The sequence below is a fragment of the uncultured Caulobacter sp. genome (genome assembly GCF_937900395.1).
In the GTDB taxonomy this organism is placed as follows: Bacteria; Pseudomonadota; Alphaproteobacteria; order Caulobacterales; family Caulobacteraceae; genus Caulobacter.
The window spans coordinates 18,954-32,591 of the sequence record NZ_CALCDX010000248.1; the positions used below are offsets into that span (position 1 = coordinate 18,954).

17 protein-coding genes are annotated in these 13,638 nt (G+C 69.0%); 9 read left to right on the forward strand and 8 right to left on the reverse strand.

Features of this window, described 5'->3' with window-relative positions:
- Positions 1-90 precede the first annotated feature (90 nt).
- From carB to Q0379_RS23320, 3 genes are all read right to left on the reverse strand, one after another.
- Positions 91-3,384 (reverse strand): carbamoyl-phosphate synthase large subunit, encoded by a 3,294-nt coding sequence (gene carB, locus Q0379_RS23310; protein ID WP_299017463.1) that lies wholly within the window; start codon positions 3,382-3,384, stop codon positions 91-93.
- Between the two features lie 148 nt (positions 3,385-3,532).
- Entirely contained in the window at positions 3,533-4,009 is a 477-nt protein-coding gene (locus tag Q0379_RS23315; protein WP_299017466.1) for a hypothetical protein, read from the reverse strand.
- A gap of 52 nt (positions 4,010-4,061) precedes the next feature.
- The gene (locus Q0379_RS23320) at positions 4,062-5,261 is read right to left on the reverse strand and encodes a patatin-like phospholipase family protein (RefSeq protein WP_299017469.1); all 1,200 of its coding nucleotides are present in this window, start codon (positions 5,259-5,261) and stop codon (positions 4,062-4,064) included.
- A 120-nt stretch (positions 5,262-5,381) separates the two neighbouring features.
- Here Q0379_RS23320 and Q0379_RS23325 point away from each other — a divergent pair, with 120 nt between their 5' ends.
- Positions 5,382-5,552, forward strand: coding sequence for a hypothetical protein (locus Q0379_RS23325; protein ID WP_299017472.1), 171 nt, complete (start codon positions 5,382-5,384; stop codon positions 5,550-5,552).
- A gap of 20 nt (positions 5,553-5,572) precedes the next feature.
- Here Q0379_RS23325 and Q0379_RS23330 read toward each other — a convergent pair whose 3' ends face one another.
- From Q0379_RS23330 to Q0379_RS23340, 3 genes are all read right to left on the reverse strand, one after another.
- Complete coding sequence (locus tag Q0379_RS23330) at positions 5,573-5,830, reverse strand: hypothetical protein (RefSeq protein ID WP_299017474.1); 258 nt, start codon at positions 5,828-5,830, stop codon at positions 5,573-5,575.
- Position 5,831: 1 nt separating this feature from the next.
- On the reverse strand, positions 5,832-6,614 hold the full coding sequence (locus tag Q0379_RS23335) for a transglutaminase family protein (RefSeq protein WP_299017477.1): 783 nt from the start codon (positions 6,612-6,614) through the stop codon (positions 5,832-5,834).
- Positions 6,615-6,683: 69 nt separating this feature from the next.
- Positions 6,684-6,938 (reverse strand): hypothetical protein, encoded by a 255-nt coding sequence (locus Q0379_RS23340; protein ID WP_299017480.1) that lies wholly within the window; start codon positions 6,936-6,938, stop codon positions 6,684-6,686.
- Here Q0379_RS23340 and Q0379_RS23345 point away from each other — a divergent pair.
- Genes Q0379_RS23345 through Q0379_RS23355 form a run of 3 tightly spaced genes read left to right on the forward strand, consistent with a single transcriptional unit; the run spans position 6,937 to position 7,668 of the window.
- Positions 6,937-7,083 carry a hypothetical protein gene (locus Q0379_RS23345; RefSeq protein ID WP_299017483.1) on the forward strand — a complete coding sequence of 49 codons (147 nt, stop codon included), beginning with the start codon at positions 6,937-6,939 and terminating at the stop codon, positions 7,081-7,083. The two genes, Q0379_RS23340 and Q0379_RS23345, sit on opposite strands and share 2 nt — an antisense overlap.
- A gap of 21 nt (positions 7,084-7,104) precedes the next feature.
- Positions 7,105-7,461, forward strand: a complete 357-nt coding sequence (locus tag Q0379_RS23350) for a hypothetical protein (protein WP_299017487.1) — start codon at positions 7,105-7,107, stop codon at positions 7,459-7,461.
- Positions 7,462-7,668 carry a hypothetical protein gene (locus Q0379_RS23355; RefSeq protein WP_299017490.1) on the forward strand — a complete coding sequence of 69 codons (207 nt, stop codon included), beginning with the start codon at positions 7,462-7,464 and terminating at the stop codon, positions 7,666-7,668.
- An 84-nt stretch (positions 7,669-7,752) separates the two neighbouring features.
- On the opposite strand, the gene Q0379_RS23360 is transcribed toward Q0379_RS23355, so the two are convergent.
- Complete coding sequence (locus Q0379_RS23360; protein ID WP_066682838.1) at positions 7,753-7,962, reverse strand: cold-shock protein; 210 nt, start codon at positions 7,960-7,962, stop codon at positions 7,753-7,755.
- A gap of 280 nt (positions 7,963-8,242) precedes the next feature.
- Here Q0379_RS23360 and Q0379_RS23365 point away from each other — a divergent pair, with 280 nt between their 5' ends.
- Positions 8,243-8,422 (forward strand): hypothetical protein, encoded by a 180-nt coding sequence (locus Q0379_RS23365; protein WP_299017492.1) that lies wholly within the window; start codon positions 8,243-8,245, stop codon positions 8,420-8,422.
- A gap of 153 nt (positions 8,423-8,575) precedes the next feature.
- Here Q0379_RS23365 and pgsA read toward each other — a convergent pair whose 3' ends face one another.
- Positions 8,576-9,193, reverse strand: coding sequence for a CDP-diacylglycerol--glycerol-3-phosphate 3-phosphatidyltransferase (pgsA, locus tag Q0379_RS23370; RefSeq protein WP_299017495.1), 618 nt, complete (start codon positions 9,191-9,193; stop codon positions 8,576-8,578).
- A 170-nt stretch (positions 9,194-9,363) separates the two neighbouring features.
- On the opposite strand from pgsA, the gene Q0379_RS23375 reads away from it, so the two are divergent.
- The 4 genes from Q0379_RS23375 to Q0379_RS23390 form a co-directional block, all read left to right on the forward strand.
- Entirely contained in the window at positions 9,364-11,037 is a 1,674-nt protein-coding gene (locus Q0379_RS23375) for an HWE histidine kinase domain-containing protein (RefSeq protein WP_299017499.1), read from the forward strand.
- Positions 11,037-11,924: a kinase gene (locus Q0379_RS23380; protein ID WP_299017502.1), complete on the forward strand. Its 888-nt coding sequence runs from the start codon at positions 11,037-11,039 to the stop codon at positions 11,922-11,924. Before Q0379_RS23375 ends, Q0379_RS23380 begins: the two co-directional genes overlap by 1 nt.
- 169 nt (positions 11,925-12,093) lie before the next feature.
- Positions 12,094-12,528: a hypothetical protein gene (locus Q0379_RS23385; protein ID WP_299017508.1), complete on the forward strand. Its 435-nt coding sequence runs from the start codon at positions 12,094-12,096 to the stop codon at positions 12,526-12,528.
- A gap of 247 nt (positions 12,529-12,775) precedes the next feature.
- Positions 12,776-13,638, forward strand: an 863-nt coding sequence (locus tag Q0379_RS23390; protein WP_299017510.1) for an HPP family protein, incomplete at its 3' end; no start/stop codon positions are given.

The following is a 13,638-nucleotide window of genomic DNA, read 5'->3' on the forward strand; positions in this document are numbered from 1 at the left end:
AGGGCCGGAGGGGGCCAGCTCGGCCTTTACGGCGCTTGCCCCCTCAGTCGCGCCGCGACAGCTCCCCCGCGCCGCGGGGGAGCATCTTGGTTACGCGTAGCTCTGCAGCGGGCGGACGTCCAAGGCCTCGGCCGGGGCGCCGGCGATGGCCTGGGCGGCGGCCAGGGCGCCCGCCGAGGTCGTGTAGTACGGCACCTTCATCATCAGGGCCGTGCGGCGGATCTCGAAGCTGTCTTCCAGAGCCTGCTTGCCTTCGGTGGTGTTGAAGACCAGCTGCACGCCGCCGTTCTTCATCACGTCGACGATGTGCGGACGGCCTTCCAGCACCTTCTTGACGTGCTCGACCTGGACGCCCTGTTCGGCGAGATAGGCTTGCGTGCCTTCCGTCGACAGCACCTTGAAACCGGCGGCCAAGAGCAGCTTCACCGGCTCGACGATCCAGGGCTTGTCGCTCTCCTTGACCGAGACGAAGGCCGTGCCCGAGCGCGGCAGCTTCACGCCGCCGCCCAGCTGGCTCTTGGCGAAGGCGCGGGCGAAGGCCGGGCCCATGCTGGTCTCGCCGTCGCGCTTCCAGTCGAGGCCCATGACCTCGCCGGTCGAGCGCATTTCCGGGCCCAGCACCGTGTCGACGCCGGCGAAGCGGGCGAACGGGAAGACCGCTTCCTTGACCGCGATGTGGTCGTAGGGGACATCCTTCAGGCCAAAGCTCTCCAGGGTCGCGCCGGCCATGATCTTCGCGGCGATGGCGGCGACCGGCTGGCCGATGGTCTTGGCGACGAACGGCACGGTGCGCGAGGCGCGCGGGTTCACTTCTAGGACGTAGATGCGCGGAGCGTCGGAGTGCGGCTCCTCGATCGCGAACTGGACGTTCATCAGGCCGCGCACGTTGAGGGCCAGGGCCATCTGCACCGTCTGGCGCTTCAGCTCCTCGACCGTTTCCGGCTTCAGCGAGAAGGGCGGCATCGAACACGCCGAGTCCCCCGAGTGGACGCCGGCTTCCTCGATGTGCTCCAGCACGCCGGCCACGAACACGTCCGTGCCGTCGCACAGGGCGTCGACGTCGACCTCGGTGGCGCGGCTCAGATAGTGGTCCAGCAGGATCGGGTGCTCGAGCGAGATCTCGCCGGCGCCGGCGATGTAGCGCTCCATGGCCTCGTGGTCACGGATGATCTCCATGCCCCGGCCGCCCAGCACGTAGGACGGACGCATCACGAACGGGAAGCCGATCTTCTCGCCCTCGGCGCGCGCTTCGTCCCAGCTGCGGGCGATGGCGTTTTCCGGCTGGGCGATCTTCAGGCCGTTCAGCAGCTGCTGGAAGCGCTCGCGGTCCTCGGCCAGGTCGATGGCGTCCGGGCTGGTGCCCAGGATCGGGATGCCGGCCTCTTCCAGCGCATGCGCTAGCTTCAGCGGGGTCTGGCCGCCGAACTGGACGATCACGCCGGCCAGCGTGCCCTTGGACTTCTCGACGTGCAGCAGCTCCAGCACGTCCTCGGCCGTCAGCGGCTCGAAGTACAGGCGGTCGGAGGTGTCGTAGTCGGTCGAGACGGTCTCGGGGTTGCAGTTGACCATGATCGACTCGATGCCGACCTGATCCAGCGCGAAGGCCGCGTGGCAGCAGCAGTAGTCGAACTCGATGCCCTGGCCGATCCGGTTGGGACCACCGCCCAGAATCACGGCCTTCTTGGCCGAGGACGGATCGCTCTCGCACTCGGGGATCTGGCCCAGCGCGCCGGTCTCGTAGGTCGAGTACATGTACGGCGTCGAGGCCAGGAACTCGCCGGCGCAGCTGTCGATGCGCTTGAAGACCGGGCGGACGGACAGCTCCTGACGCAGGGCGCGGACCTCGTTCTCGGTCTTGCCGGTCAGCTGGGCCAGGCGCTTGTCCGAGAAGCCTTGCGCCTTCAGGGCGCGGAAGGCGGCGGCGTCGGTCGGCAGGCCGCCGGCCTTCACCCAGCCTTCCTGGCGGACGATCTCGGCGATCTGGCGCAGGAACCACGGTTCATACGAGCAGGCGGCGTTGACCTCTTCCACGGTCAGGCCGTGGCGGAAGGCCTGGGCGATGACGCGCAGGCGGTCGGGGGTCGGCGTGCCGAGGGCGCGGACGACGGCGGCCTTGCCGGTGTCGGGATCATCGGCGCCGTGGATCTCGACCTCGTCGAAGCCGGCCAGACCCGTCTCCAGGCCGCGCAGGGCCTTCTGGACGCTTTCCTTGAAGGTGCGGCCGATGGCCATGACCTCGCCGACCGACTTCATGGCCGTGGTCAGCAGGGGTTCCGAGCCCGGATACTTCTCGAAGGCGAAGCGCGGGATCTTGGTGACGACATAGTCGATGCTGGGCTCGAACGAGGCCGGGGTCGCGCCGCCGGTGATGTCGTTCTTCAGCTCGTCCAGCGTGTAGCCGACGGCCAGGCGCGCGGCGACCTTGGCGATCGGGAAGCCGGTGGCCTTCGAGGCCAGGGCGGACGAGCGCGACACGCGCGGGTTCATCTCGATGACGACCATGCGGCCGTCCTTCGGATTGACGGCGAACTGCACGTTCGAGCCGCCGGTCTCCACGCCGATCTCGCGCAGCACGGCGATCGAGGCCGCGCGCATCCACTGATATTCCTTGTCCGTCAGGGTCAGGGCCGGGGCGACGGTGATCGAGTCGCCGGTGTGGACGCCCATCGGGTCGATGTTCTCGATCGAGCAGACGATGATGCAGTTGTCCGCCTTGTCGCGGACGACCTCCATCTCGTACTCCTTCCAGCCCAGGACGCTCTCTTCGACCAGCACCTCGGTGGTCGGCGAGAGGTCGAGGCCGCGCTCGACGATCTCCTTGAACTCCTCGACATTGTAGGCGATGCCGCCGCCGGTGCCGGCCAGGGTGAAGGACGGGCGGATGATCGCCGGCAAGCCGACGAACTCCAGGCCTTCCATGGCCTCGTCCAGGGTGTGGCAGGCGCGCGAACGCGGGCTCTCGAGGCCCAGCTTGTCCATGGCGTCGCGGAACTTCTGGCGGTCCTCGGCCTTGTCGATGACCTCGGCCTTGGCGCCGATCATCTCGACGCCGAACTTGGCCAGCACGCCCTGCTCTTCCAGGGCCAGGGCCGTGTTCAGAGCCGTCTGGCCGCCCATGGTCGGCAGCAGCGCGTCGGGGCGCTCCTTCTCGATGATCTTGGCGACCATCTCCGGGGTGATCGGCTCGATATAGGTCGCGTCGGCCACGTCCGGATCGGTCATGATCGTGGCGGGGTTCGAGTTGACCAGGATGATCCGGTAGCCTTCGGCGCGGAGGGCCTTGCAGGCTTGCACGCCGGAATAATCGAACTCGCAGGCCTGACCGATGACGATCGGCCCCGCGCCGATGATCAGGATCGAGGAGATGTCAGTTCTCTTGGGCATGGCTAACTCGCGCAAAGACACGGTCGCGCACATCCGCGCGCCCGCTGTCGACCATCTTGCAGGTTAAGGCGCCCGTGTAGAGACGGAGTCGGCTCGGCGCAACCCCGCATCTTATGAAGGGGTTAACGGCGGCTTGGCTGAACGAGGTTCACGAAGCTTCGCAGCGCACGAGATCGAACAATTGCCGCGGAATGCTGTCGCGCTCCGCGTCGTTGCGGGGATGGCGCAGGGCGTCGTCCAGGGTGGGCAGCAGCATGTGCGCGGGCGCCGGACGGCCCGTCACAGGCGTGCCGGGCAGCACCGTGTAGCTGGCGTCAAAACCGATGTACTGGAAGTCGCCAAGCCGCCCCCACGCGCCGTCCGGATCAGGCAGCCTCCATCCCGCCGCCGTGGGATCGGGCGTCCGGTCCATATAGTTCTCGCCGTTGGTCCCGCCGATAGCCGGCAGGAACCACTGCTGCTTGCCATGGAAATCGAGCCGCAGCGCCACGCCCGACGGCCAGTCCTGGTTGCTGGCCACGGGAAGGAACCGCGCCGTGACGGTCGGCTCGGTCCTCAGCGCATAGACCGCCTTGTCGGTCGGACAGGCGGTGACGGCGGCGGTGATCAGCAGCGCGGCAAGCATGGGCTTTTCCGGGAAGGGCGCCCCGCAAGAAGACGAGCTTCAGGCGGCGGAATCATGACGCATCACCGGGGCGCTGGCGGGGTCGGGGGCTGGGCGGCGGTCTTCGCTCCGCGGAAGGATCCGTCGGCGCGACCCAGGCCGCGCCGGACTTGCCAAGGTCGTAGCCCAGCTTGAACAGGGCTCGCCGCCCCTCGGCCGCGAAGTCCAGGCCCGAGAAGTCGCCCTGGGCGTCGTCGGGGATGGCGGTGTAGCGGAACACCCCGCCGTTGCGCCGAACGAAGGCGGCGTTGGCGGTCAGGTTGGTGCGCAGCTGGGCCTTGTTCATGGCGATCCACGACCGGCCCAGGATCGACAGGGCGTCGCCCTTGGTGAAGCCGAAACCGCCGTCGATCTGGCCGTTGACGATCACCGAGACCTCGCCGGGCCCGGTGCTGGCCTGCCCTGGCAGGACCGATAGCAGCAGGGTCTCGGGCGCGACAAAGAACGGCGTGGTGACACTGCCGTCGACATGCATTTCCGAGAACTTGCGGTTGGGGCCCTCGACCTCGATCAGGCTGGGCGGAAAGACGCCGGGGATGCTGGCCGAGGCGACCAGCACCTCGCGGAACAGCTGCAAGGCGGCCGCGTCGCCGCGCGAAGCGATCGCCCCCATGTCCCAGATGATGGTCTGCTCGGTGTCGAGATTGGTGGTGGCGATCATCAGCCGCCGGCCCTTGGCGTGCTCGATGGCGATCGCATAGAGCAGCGGCGGATCCACATACTTGGCGACCAGATCGCGCAGGGCGTGATTGCGGAAGATGCTGGGCGCGAAGAACAGGTCCAGGCCCCGCTTCTGCAGGATCCGGTCGGCGGCCTTGCTGGTGTAGGCCTCGGTCAGGCGGCGGTCCCAGTCCTTGCCAAGATAAGCGAAAGGCGCGGTCAGGGCTCCGGTGGAGACGCCGGTGACGATGTCGAAGTCCGGCCGGTTCCCCGCCTGGGTCCAGCCCACCAGCACGCCCGCGCCATAGGCGCCGTTCGAGCCGCCGCCCGAGATCGCCAGCACATTGACCTTGCGGCCGGCGGTGTGGCTGTGGACCTCCTGGGCGAACTTCAGGCCCGCGGCGGGATCGGCGGCGCTGAACCGCACGTCGGCCAGGCCCTGCGGCGCCACGGCGCCGAGATCCTGGGCCGTGAAGGCGTCGCGCGACACCGTCCCGCAGGCCGAAAGCGCCAGCGTGACCAGCAGGGCGGCGAGGACGCGAAAGCCGCGCATGGAAAGCGTCTCCGAAGGAACGCCCGATGATTAGCCGCCCCGGCCCCTTAGGGGAATTGCCGCCTTGCCATCGCCAAGATTTGCGAGTCATTCTCAATATCAGCGACAAGGAGTCGAGCCATGGTCTACAGAACGACGGGCGCGAGCGTGCTGGCTTGGATGATGCGCGCGGAAAGGGCCAGGCGCGTCGAGCCGGATCCGGACCTCTCCTGGCTGCTGCACGGACCGACGGATCTGGAGGTGGTCGAGCGGGACGACGACGAGCCCGCCCGACGGTTGGCGGCGGAGTAGCCGCGCCGAGGCCGCATAGGCTAGGTCCGGCGCCTGCGCTCGCAGCCCGCCCACCAGCCGGAAGCCTTGCGCACGACCTCGGTCACCTCGAAGTCCGCGTCGTGGCAATCGTCGGTGGCCAGAAGCAGCATGTCGCCGCACGCCGGCGCCGGCGCGCCCTCGGAGGCGCGAATGAGGATCGTCCCGTGTTCGCCGGCCGGGCTGGGCCGAAACCCGTAGGCGAAAGGCCCCAGGCCGGCGGGCAGGTCTGGCCGGGGCGGGATCCGTCGCGGGGCCATCTCAGTCGCCGACCTTGTCGATCTTGAAGTGCTGCTCGACCAGGGTCGCGCCGCCCATGATGGTCATGAAGGCGATGTCGGCGGCGTCGCGGCCCGTGGCCACCCGAACCAGGCCGTCGACCGGCGCCCGTCCCGTCGCGTCGATCAGCCGCCACCGCCCGCCGAGATAGACCTCGGCGACCGCGTGCAGATCCGGCGGGTCCAGCCGCCAGGCATAGGCGCTGACCGCGCGCGCCGGCACGTTGGCGGCCCGGCACAGGGCGATCACCAGGTGGCTGAAGTCGCGGCATACCCCGGCGCGGTCGATGAAGGTGTCGATCGCCGTGGTCCCCGAGTGGCTGACGCCGGCCTCGTAGTCCACGTGCTCGGCGATCCAGGCGAGGATCGCGGCCACCTTGCGACCGCCCTTCAGCGTCCCGAACTCGCGCTCCACGAAGCGCAGCAGGCGATCCGAGGGGCTGTAGCGGCTGGCGCGAAGATAGGCGAGAACCTCGCTGGGCAGGTCGCGGAGCGCCATCTCCGGCTCGCCGGCCAGGTCCTGGTTCGCGGGCGTCAGCTTGACGGTGGCGCGATACAGCGCGTTGACCCGGCCGGCGGCGGTAAAGACCGTCCGCCGCTCTCCCGTCACCGGATCGTCGATCCGCGTCGCCTCGACCGGCGGCCAGAAGGTGAGCGCGTCGGAGAGGACCGCCTGCCCCGGCGAATGGGCGGCCTCCACCAGCAGCAGGACCTCGCACGGCCCGGCGAAGTCGTAGGTCAGCGAAGCTTCCACCTCGAAGAGCATGGCCGGTCCTTGGCGTGAACGCCGCCCACGCGAGGGAGGCCCACATCAACCCTCGACGCGCCTCGCGGTTCAAAGGCGAAAAGGGAAGATAAACTTCGATATAACTATCATTTCAGCCAAAATAGGCGCATGATCTTTCAAGAAATCAGCCCAAAATACTCGCCGGAAACCTGCCGCATCGCGGCCTTCGGCAGAATTACCAGACGGATTTCCGCTGTATTTGGCGATTTCATTGAAAGAAATTACAGTGCCAGTTCGATCGAATTCCAAGACGCGGCCCGCCAATTTGCCCGGCCGGCTCCAGCGCCTTTTTGAGCGGCTCATGAACGATCGCGGCGAGCGCTCGCCGCCGCCCGCAAAGCCGCCGACCGCCTTCGCCGCGCGCGCCGACCGACGCTCGCAAGGAGATCAGGGTCGCGCCCTGCGCCTCTGGATGGTCGCGCGGCTGCGCGCCGCCCCGGCGACCTGAGCCGTCCAGAAGGACTTGAACATGACCGACGACGCGGACACCACCCTTGGCCCCCGGGCGGTTCCTCCTCCCGAACAAGACCGCGCTCCGGAGCAAGACCTCGGCCCGCCCGCCCTTTCCGACGACGAGCGCCGCACGCTGCGTCAGCTCGAGCGACGGACGCGGAACGGCCAGTTGGAGGCGGTGAACATTCGCGACGCCCAACAGCTCGCCAAGCTTGGCCTGGCGCGCCACGGCCGCGGCGGCTGGCTGCCAACGCCCGAAGGGCTCGCCTATCTGAAGGACCAGCCCGGCGGCTCGACAATCGACCAGGACGCGACCTTGTCGCGGCTCACGCCCGACGCTTCCCGCGCGCCGCGCAACCCCGAGGAAACCTAGATGAACAAGCCCAGCGTCAACCGCGTCATGATCACGGTCTGTAGAAACGAAGGCCTGTGGGCGGCCGAGGAAGGCGGCGTGTTCTTCGGGGCCTCCGTCGAAAAGGACATCGCCAAGGCCTCGGCGGCCAAGCGGGCTCGGGAGCATCTGCAACAGGGCCAAGCTTGCCAGATCAGGGTCTCCGGCGAACACGGCTTCGCGGTCTGAGACCTATCCCCAAACGAAAACAGGCCGGCGCACGCGCCGGCCTGTTCCGTTACGGACCCGATGGTCCGTGAAGAGCGTCGGGGTTTAGGCCGACTGCAGCTGACCAGCCGAGGTCTTGCCGCTGCGGCGGTCGACTTCCGGCTCGTAGGACAGCTTTTGGCCTTCGTTCAGGCCGTTCATGCCGGCGCGTTCAACGGCCGAGATGTGGACGAAGATGTCCTGGCCGCCGTTGTCCGGCTGAATGAAGCCAAAACCCTTGGCGGAATTGAACCACTTCACGGTTCCAGTAGCCATGGTGAGTATCCTTGTAGGCATGTGTTCGCCGACCGAAAACGTCCCGGTCGACGATCAAATTTCGTTGGAAGTTCGGAAGGCGCGTCCGGCGCTCCGGCTCGCGGAGCAAGGAATAGCAGGCCGAGCGGCAGCGAATTCGATGACGTTATTCTGGAGCACTTCCAGGAAATAACAAGGAAAATATTTTCAGACGACTTGGCAGGCCGCGCGGACCCAAGCTGCGCCTCACGCGTTTTCACATCGACACAGCCGTTTTTCGACGTCGAAACAGGAGCCTTCCATGACCCTTCTCGAAAAGATCCCCACGCTCCGCGACGCCGAACTGAAAGCCCTGCTCGCCAACGCCCGCCGCCTGGACGTGACCGGCACGCCCGAACAGCGCCGCGCCGTCGCCGAGGTGATCACGCCTCTGGAGCGCGAGGCTTCGCGCCGTCGTTCGGCGGGACGCGCGGGGCGGTAGGGGGGAATCTCTCCTCCCCATTAGGGGGAGGTGGATCGATGCGAATACGCATCGAGACGGAGGGGGTCCGCGAAGCGGTGCTGAGGTCGCCGCCTCACAGGGCCCCTCCACCGGCGTTCGCCGGTCCCCCTCCCCCAATGGGGAGGAAGAAAGCTAAGCCAGCGCCTTGCGCGCCGCTTCCCAGTACTGGGCGCCGGTGATCAGGGTGACCAGGGTCGCCAGCCACAGCAGGCCATGGGCGACCAGGGTGAAGCCGCCGACCACCGACGGCTCTTGCGGCAGGCCGAACGCGCCCCACGAGGCCAGCACCATCTCCGCGCCGATCGAGATCAGTTGCAGGGTCGTCTTCCACTTGGCCAGCAGGGTCACCGGCAGCTTGACGCCCTTGCCGGCGCCGACCTCGCGCAGGGCGCTGACCGTGAACTCGCGGAACAGGATCAGGCCGGCCGGCAGCACGACCAGGGGATTGGGGCCCAGGGCCATCAGGCCCAGCAGGGCGCCGCAGACCAGGATCTTGTCGCCGATCGGGTCGAGGATCGCGCCCCAGACGCTGACCGCGTCCAGCTTGCGCGCCAGCCAGCCATCGAAGAAGTCGGTCACCGCCGCGATGACGAAGGCGTAGAACGCCCAGCGCTCTAGGCGCAGCTGGGCGTCGGCCGTCAGCTGGTCGCTGACCCACGGCACCGCGCCGGCCGCCGCCGCCAGGGCCACGAACATGAACAGCGCCATCACGAGGCGCGAGCTGGTGAGGATGTTGGGCAGCGATTTCATGAGCTTCTCATACCGACAAACCCGTGACGGCGATACGGTTCCGCTGCGCGTCGTCGCGCAAGCCCCTCCCCCGAGAAAACGGCGATTTTTAAGACGCCGTCCGCGACTCGCTTCGATATACAAGCGATGAGGGCGAAGCTGGGCCCTCGCCGAGGCGGGCGCGCCGACGAATGACGGATCAGGATCGCGGCGATTTGGGCGGCCGCCGACGCGTCAGCACGGTGCGTGGACGGCTGGTGCTCCTGACGGTCAGCCTGCTGATCCCGGCCATCGTTTCCATGGTGTTGCTGCTGGCGGGCGCGGATCGCGAGTCGCGCGGGCAGCTGTACCAGCAGCTGGTCACCACCGCCCGAGCGCTGTCGGGCGCCGTCGATCGCCAGGCCGCCGTCGGCGTCGCCGTCGTCGAGACCCTCGCCAGCGACCAGGCCCTGATCAACGGCGACTGGGCCGATTTCCACCGCCGCGCCCAGCGGGCCATCCAGCGCCGCCCGGGCTGGATCGTGGTGTCCGACCTCGACAATGGCCAGCAGATCCTCAACACGCTGAAGCCGTACGGCGCGCTCCTGCCGCGAACGCCGCGCACCGGCGACCTGAGCAGCGCCCTGTTGGCCGGCCGCAGCAAGATTTCGGACCTGCGCGTCGGGACCGTGGCCGGCAAGCCGGTGATCACGGTCTCCACCCCGATCCTGGTCAAGGGCGAGCCGTATGTCCTGTCGTATGTCGTGGAGTCGGCCTCGTTCACCTCGGTGTTCCGCCAGCAGCGGGTGCCGGACCGCTGGGTCGCCACCCTGCTGGACAACAATCGCCGGGTCATCGCCCGCTCGCGCCTCAATGAGAAGTTCACCGGCGCCCTGGCCTCCAAAGACATGGAGGAGAACCTGCGCCATTCGACCGAGGGCGTGAACAAGAGCCTGTCCCTCGAAGGCGTGCCGACCATGGTGGCCTACACCCGCTCGCCCCAGACCGGCTGGACGCTGGTGGTGGCGATCCCGCGCGACGACCTGGTCAGCACGGTCAACCGCTCGGTCGTGCTGGCCGGCGCGGTGTTCCTGGCGCTGCTGGTCCTGGGGATCACGTTGTCGCTGCTCTACGCCCGCCGGATCAATGGCGAGATGCGCCGCCTGGTCAGCGACGCCGCCGCGATCGGGCGCGGTGAAACCCCGCCGCCGTCGAACGCCGACAGCCTGGAGGAGATCGCCGCCGTCCACTCGGCCCTGCGCGAGGCCTCCCGCGAGCTGAAGGCCCGCGAAGAGCGGCAGGTGGTGATGATCAACGAGCTGAACCACCGCGTGAAGAACACCCTGGCCACCGTCCAGGCCCTGGCCCGCCAGACCTTCCTGAAGACCGACGGCGCGCCGGTGGATGTCTTCACCGAACGGCTGATCGCCCTGTCCGGCGCCCACGACCTGCTGACCAAGACCGGCTGGCGCGAGGCCGACATGGACCAGCTGGTCCAGAAAGCCCTGGGCGCGCACGCCGGCCGGGTGCGTCGGGAAGGCCCCGCCGTCGCCCTCGCCCCCCACACGGCCGTCGGGCTTTCCATGGTCTTTCACGAACTGGCCACCAACAGCGCCAAGTACGGGGCGCTGTCGGTTCCCGGCGGGGTGGTCGAGATCACCTGGCGGCTCGATCCGGTGACCGGCAACCTGGGCTTCACTTGGCGCGACGTCGGCGGCCCGCCGGTCACGCCCCCCAAGACCCGAGGCTTTGGCACCAGGCTGATCGAGAGCTCGATCCGTCGCGAGCAGAAGGGCCACGCCCGCTTCGACTTCCGCGCCGAGGGCCTGGTGTTCGAGGCCAGCCTGCCCCTGCCCGAGACGGTGCGCTGGGCCAATCCCTACTGATGCCCCGCGAGGCCGACCTCGTCGCCGCCTTCCTTCGCAACGAAGGCCTGCCCGAGCGCTTCGCGGACCTGGCCGATCGCCTGCACCGGCCGCTGGCGGCGCGGATCGCCGGCTGGGCTGGCGAAGGCCGCGCGCCGCTGGTCGTCGGGATCTGCGGACCGCAGGGCTCGGGCAAGTCGACCCTGGCGGCGCTGGTCAGACGACTGCTGGCGGCGCGAGGCCTGAAGGTCGCGACTCTGTCGATCGACGACCTCTATCTGACCAAGGCCGAGCGCGCCCGGCTGGCCCGCGAAGTCCATCCGCTGCTGGCGACACGGGGCGTTCCCGGCACGCACGATCCGGCGCTGGGCCTGGCGGTGCTGCAGGCCCTGGGGCGGCCGGAGACCACCGCCCTGCCCCGCTTCGACAAGGCCGCCGACGACCGCGCGCCCGAGACCTCTTGGCCGCGGGTCGAGGGGCCGGTCGATGTCGTGCTGCTGGAAGGCTGGTGCGTCGGAGCGCGGCCGCAGCCCGCGGCGCGGCTCGCCGCGCCAGTCAACGCCCTGGAGCGCGACGAGGACCCGGACGGCGTCTGGCGCGGCTTCGCCAACGCGGCGCTGGCGGGACCCTATGCGCCGTTGTTCGCGCGCGTCGACCGCCTGGTGCTGCTGACCGCCCCCGACTTCGCCGTCGTCCGCGCCTGGCGCGGCCAGCAGGAGGCCCGCCTGCGCGCCCGTCTCGCCGCCGAGGGGCGCGATCCCGGCCTGGCGATGGACGAGGCCGCCCTCGACCGCTTCGTCGCCCACTATGAACGCCTGACGCTGTGGATCGCGGAGGACCTGCCGGGCGTGACGGATGTGGTGGTGAAGCTGGATGAGCGGCGGTGGCCAAAGGAGGCTCTCGTTTAGCGCCCCCTCCGTCACGATGCTGCGCATCGCGCCTCCTCCCCCGCTTTGCGTGGGAGGAGGAAGCCTCACCCTCCTCACCCGTGAAACGGGGGAGGTGGATCGGCGCCGAAGGCGGCGAGACGGAGGGGGCGCTCTGGCCCCAAGCGTCGCCATCCGCTAACAGCGTTCCATGACCTACACGAACGCAGACATCGCCGCCCTCGCCGAGGGCCTGGTGGGCCGCACCTTGCCCAAGGAGCGCTGGACCCACGCCGCGCACCTGGCCGCCACCCTGCGTCTCGTCCGCATCCGCGACGCGGGGCTGGAGCGCGACCTGCCGGGGATCATCCAGAGCTACAACGTCTCGGTCGGCGGGGTGAACGACGACACTAGCGGCTATCACGAGACCATCACCCAGGCCTATCTGGCCGCCATCCGCGCCTTCGTCGCCGCCCTGCCGCCGGGGACGGACGACGCCGAGGCCGTCGCTAGCCTGCTGGCGACGCCGATGGGCGACAAGGCCTGGCCCCTGACCTACTGGTCGCGCGAGCGCCTGTTCTGCGTCGAGGCGCGCCGGGGGTGGGTGGAGCCGGACCTGAAGGCCCTGGAGCATCCGCCCACATAAGATCCCGATCTTCCCGGCGAATGCCGGGACCCAGATCGAACCCAAGGACGCTTCTCGCCTCGGCGCCGCGCCATGGCGCATCATCCCAAACCGCTCCGGATGAATCTGGGCCCCGGCAGGAGTTTACGCTCGGGCGCGCGAAGCGCGACCCGTGGCGCCGGGGAGGTCGGGGAAGAGGCGCTTTTCTTGAACCGCCTGTACAAAAAACCGAAAGACCAACCACCGCGCTCGGTCTAAGAGCGCGGCCATGAGCTTCAGCCTCCACGCCCTCGTTCGCGGCAAGACGCCCATCCGTCCGCTCGACGCCCTGCGCGGCGGCGGCGGCGCGCTGCTGGGACTGCTGTTCGCCGGCGTGCTGGGACGGCTGGCGGTCGGCGGCGGCGACTGGCTGCACCCGCTGCTGGTCGCGCCGATCGGCGCCTCGGCGGTGCTGGTCTTCGCCGTGCCGGCCAGCCCCCTGGCCCAGCCGAGGTCCGTCCTGGGCGGCAATATCGTCTCGGCCCTGGTCGGGATCACGGTGGCTCTCTTGATCCCACAGCCCCTGATCGCCGCGCCGCTGGCGGTGGGCCTCGCCATCGCGACCATGATGCTGTTGGGCTGCCTGCATCCGCCGGGCGGCGCCGTGGCGCTGATCTGCGTGATCGGCGGCCCCGCCGTCGCCAAGGCCGGCTATCTGTTCGCGCTCAATCCGGTGGCGCTGGACTCCCTGCTGCTGACCGGCGCGGGGATCGCCTGGGGACGCCTGACCGGCCACGCCTATCCCCACCGCGCGCCTGTGGTCGCCGCCAGCCGGCACCACACCAAGGACCCCGCCCCCGCCGCCCGCATCGGCTACAGTCCCGTCGACCTCGACCAGGCGCTGGCCCGCTACGGCGAGCTGCTGGACGTCAGCCGCGAGGACCTGGACGCGCTCTTTCGCCAGGTCGAGCTGTCGGCCGCCCAGCGCCTGCACAGCCAGATCCGCTGCGGCGACCTGATGTCCCGTGACGTGATCAAGCTGCATCACGACCAGTCGGCCGACAGCGCCCTGGCCTATCTCGGCGAACATGCCCTGCGCGCGGCGCCCGTCGTGGACGCCGAGAACCGGGTCATCGGCATGGCCCGCCGGGC

Bases quoted from the DNA above. Each gene is read 5' to 3' on its own strand.
- Q0379_RS23365 (WP_299017492.1), top strand. From the start codon at position 8,243: ATGACCCTTCTCGAAAAGATCCCCACGCTCCGCGACGCCGAACTGAAA.
- Q0379_RS23345 (WP_299017483.1), top strand. From the start codon at position 6,937: ATGAACGATCGCGGCGAGCGCTCGCCGCCGCCCGCAAAGCCGCCGACC.
- Q0379_RS23320 (WP_299017469.1), bottom strand. From the start codon at position 5,261: ATGCGCGGCTTTCGCGTCCTCGCCGCCCTGCTGGTCACGCTGGCGCTT.
- Q0379_RS23350 (WP_299017487.1), top strand. From the start codon at position 7,105: ATGACCGACGACGCGGACACCACCCTTGGCCCCCGGGCGGTTCCTCCT.
- Q0379_RS23340 (WP_299017480.1), bottom strand. From the start codon at position 6,938: ATGAGCCGCTCAAAAAGGCGCTGGAGCCGGCCGGGCAAATTGGCGGGC.
- Q0379_RS23360 (WP_066682838.1), bottom strand. From the start codon at position 7,962: ATGGCTACTGGAACCGTGAAGTGGTTCAATTCCGCCAAGGGTTTTGGC.
- Q0379_RS23385 (WP_299017508.1), top strand. From the start codon at position 12,094: ATGACCTACACGAACGCAGACATCGCCGCCCTCGCCGAGGGCCTGGTG.
- Q0379_RS23330 (WP_299017474.1), bottom strand. From the start codon at position 5,830: ATGGCCCCGCGACGGATCCCGCCCCGGCCAGACCTGCCCGCCGGCCTG.
- Q0379_RS23355 (WP_299017490.1), top strand. From the start codon at position 7,462: ATGAACAAGCCCAGCGTCAACCGCGTCATGATCACGGTCTGTAGAAAC.
- pgsA (WP_299017495.1), bottom strand. From the start codon at position 9,193: ATGAAATCGCTGCCCAACATCCTCACCAGCTCGCGCCTCGTGATGGCG.
- carB (WP_299017463.1), bottom strand. From the start codon at position 3,384: ATGCCCAAGAGAACTGACATCTCCTCGATCCTGATCATCGGCGCGGGG.
- Q0379_RS23325 (WP_299017472.1), top strand. From the start codon at position 5,382: ATGGTCTACAGAACGACGGGCGCGAGCGTGCTGGCTTGGATGATGCGC.
- Q0379_RS23375 (WP_299017499.1), top strand. From the start codon at position 9,364: ATGACGGATCAGGATCGCGGCGATTTGGGCGGCCGCCGACGCGTCAGC.
- Q0379_RS23380 (WP_299017502.1), top strand. From the start codon at position 11,037: ATGCCCCGCGAGGCCGACCTCGTCGCCGCCTTCCTTCGCAACGAAGGC.
- Q0379_RS23315 (WP_299017466.1), bottom strand. From the start codon at position 4,009: ATGCTTGCCGCGCTGCTGATCACCGCCGCCGTCACCGCCTGTCCGACC.
- Q0379_RS23335 (WP_299017477.1), bottom strand. From the start codon at position 6,614: ATGCTCTTCGAGGTGGAAGCTTCGCTGACCTACGACTTCGCCGGGCCG.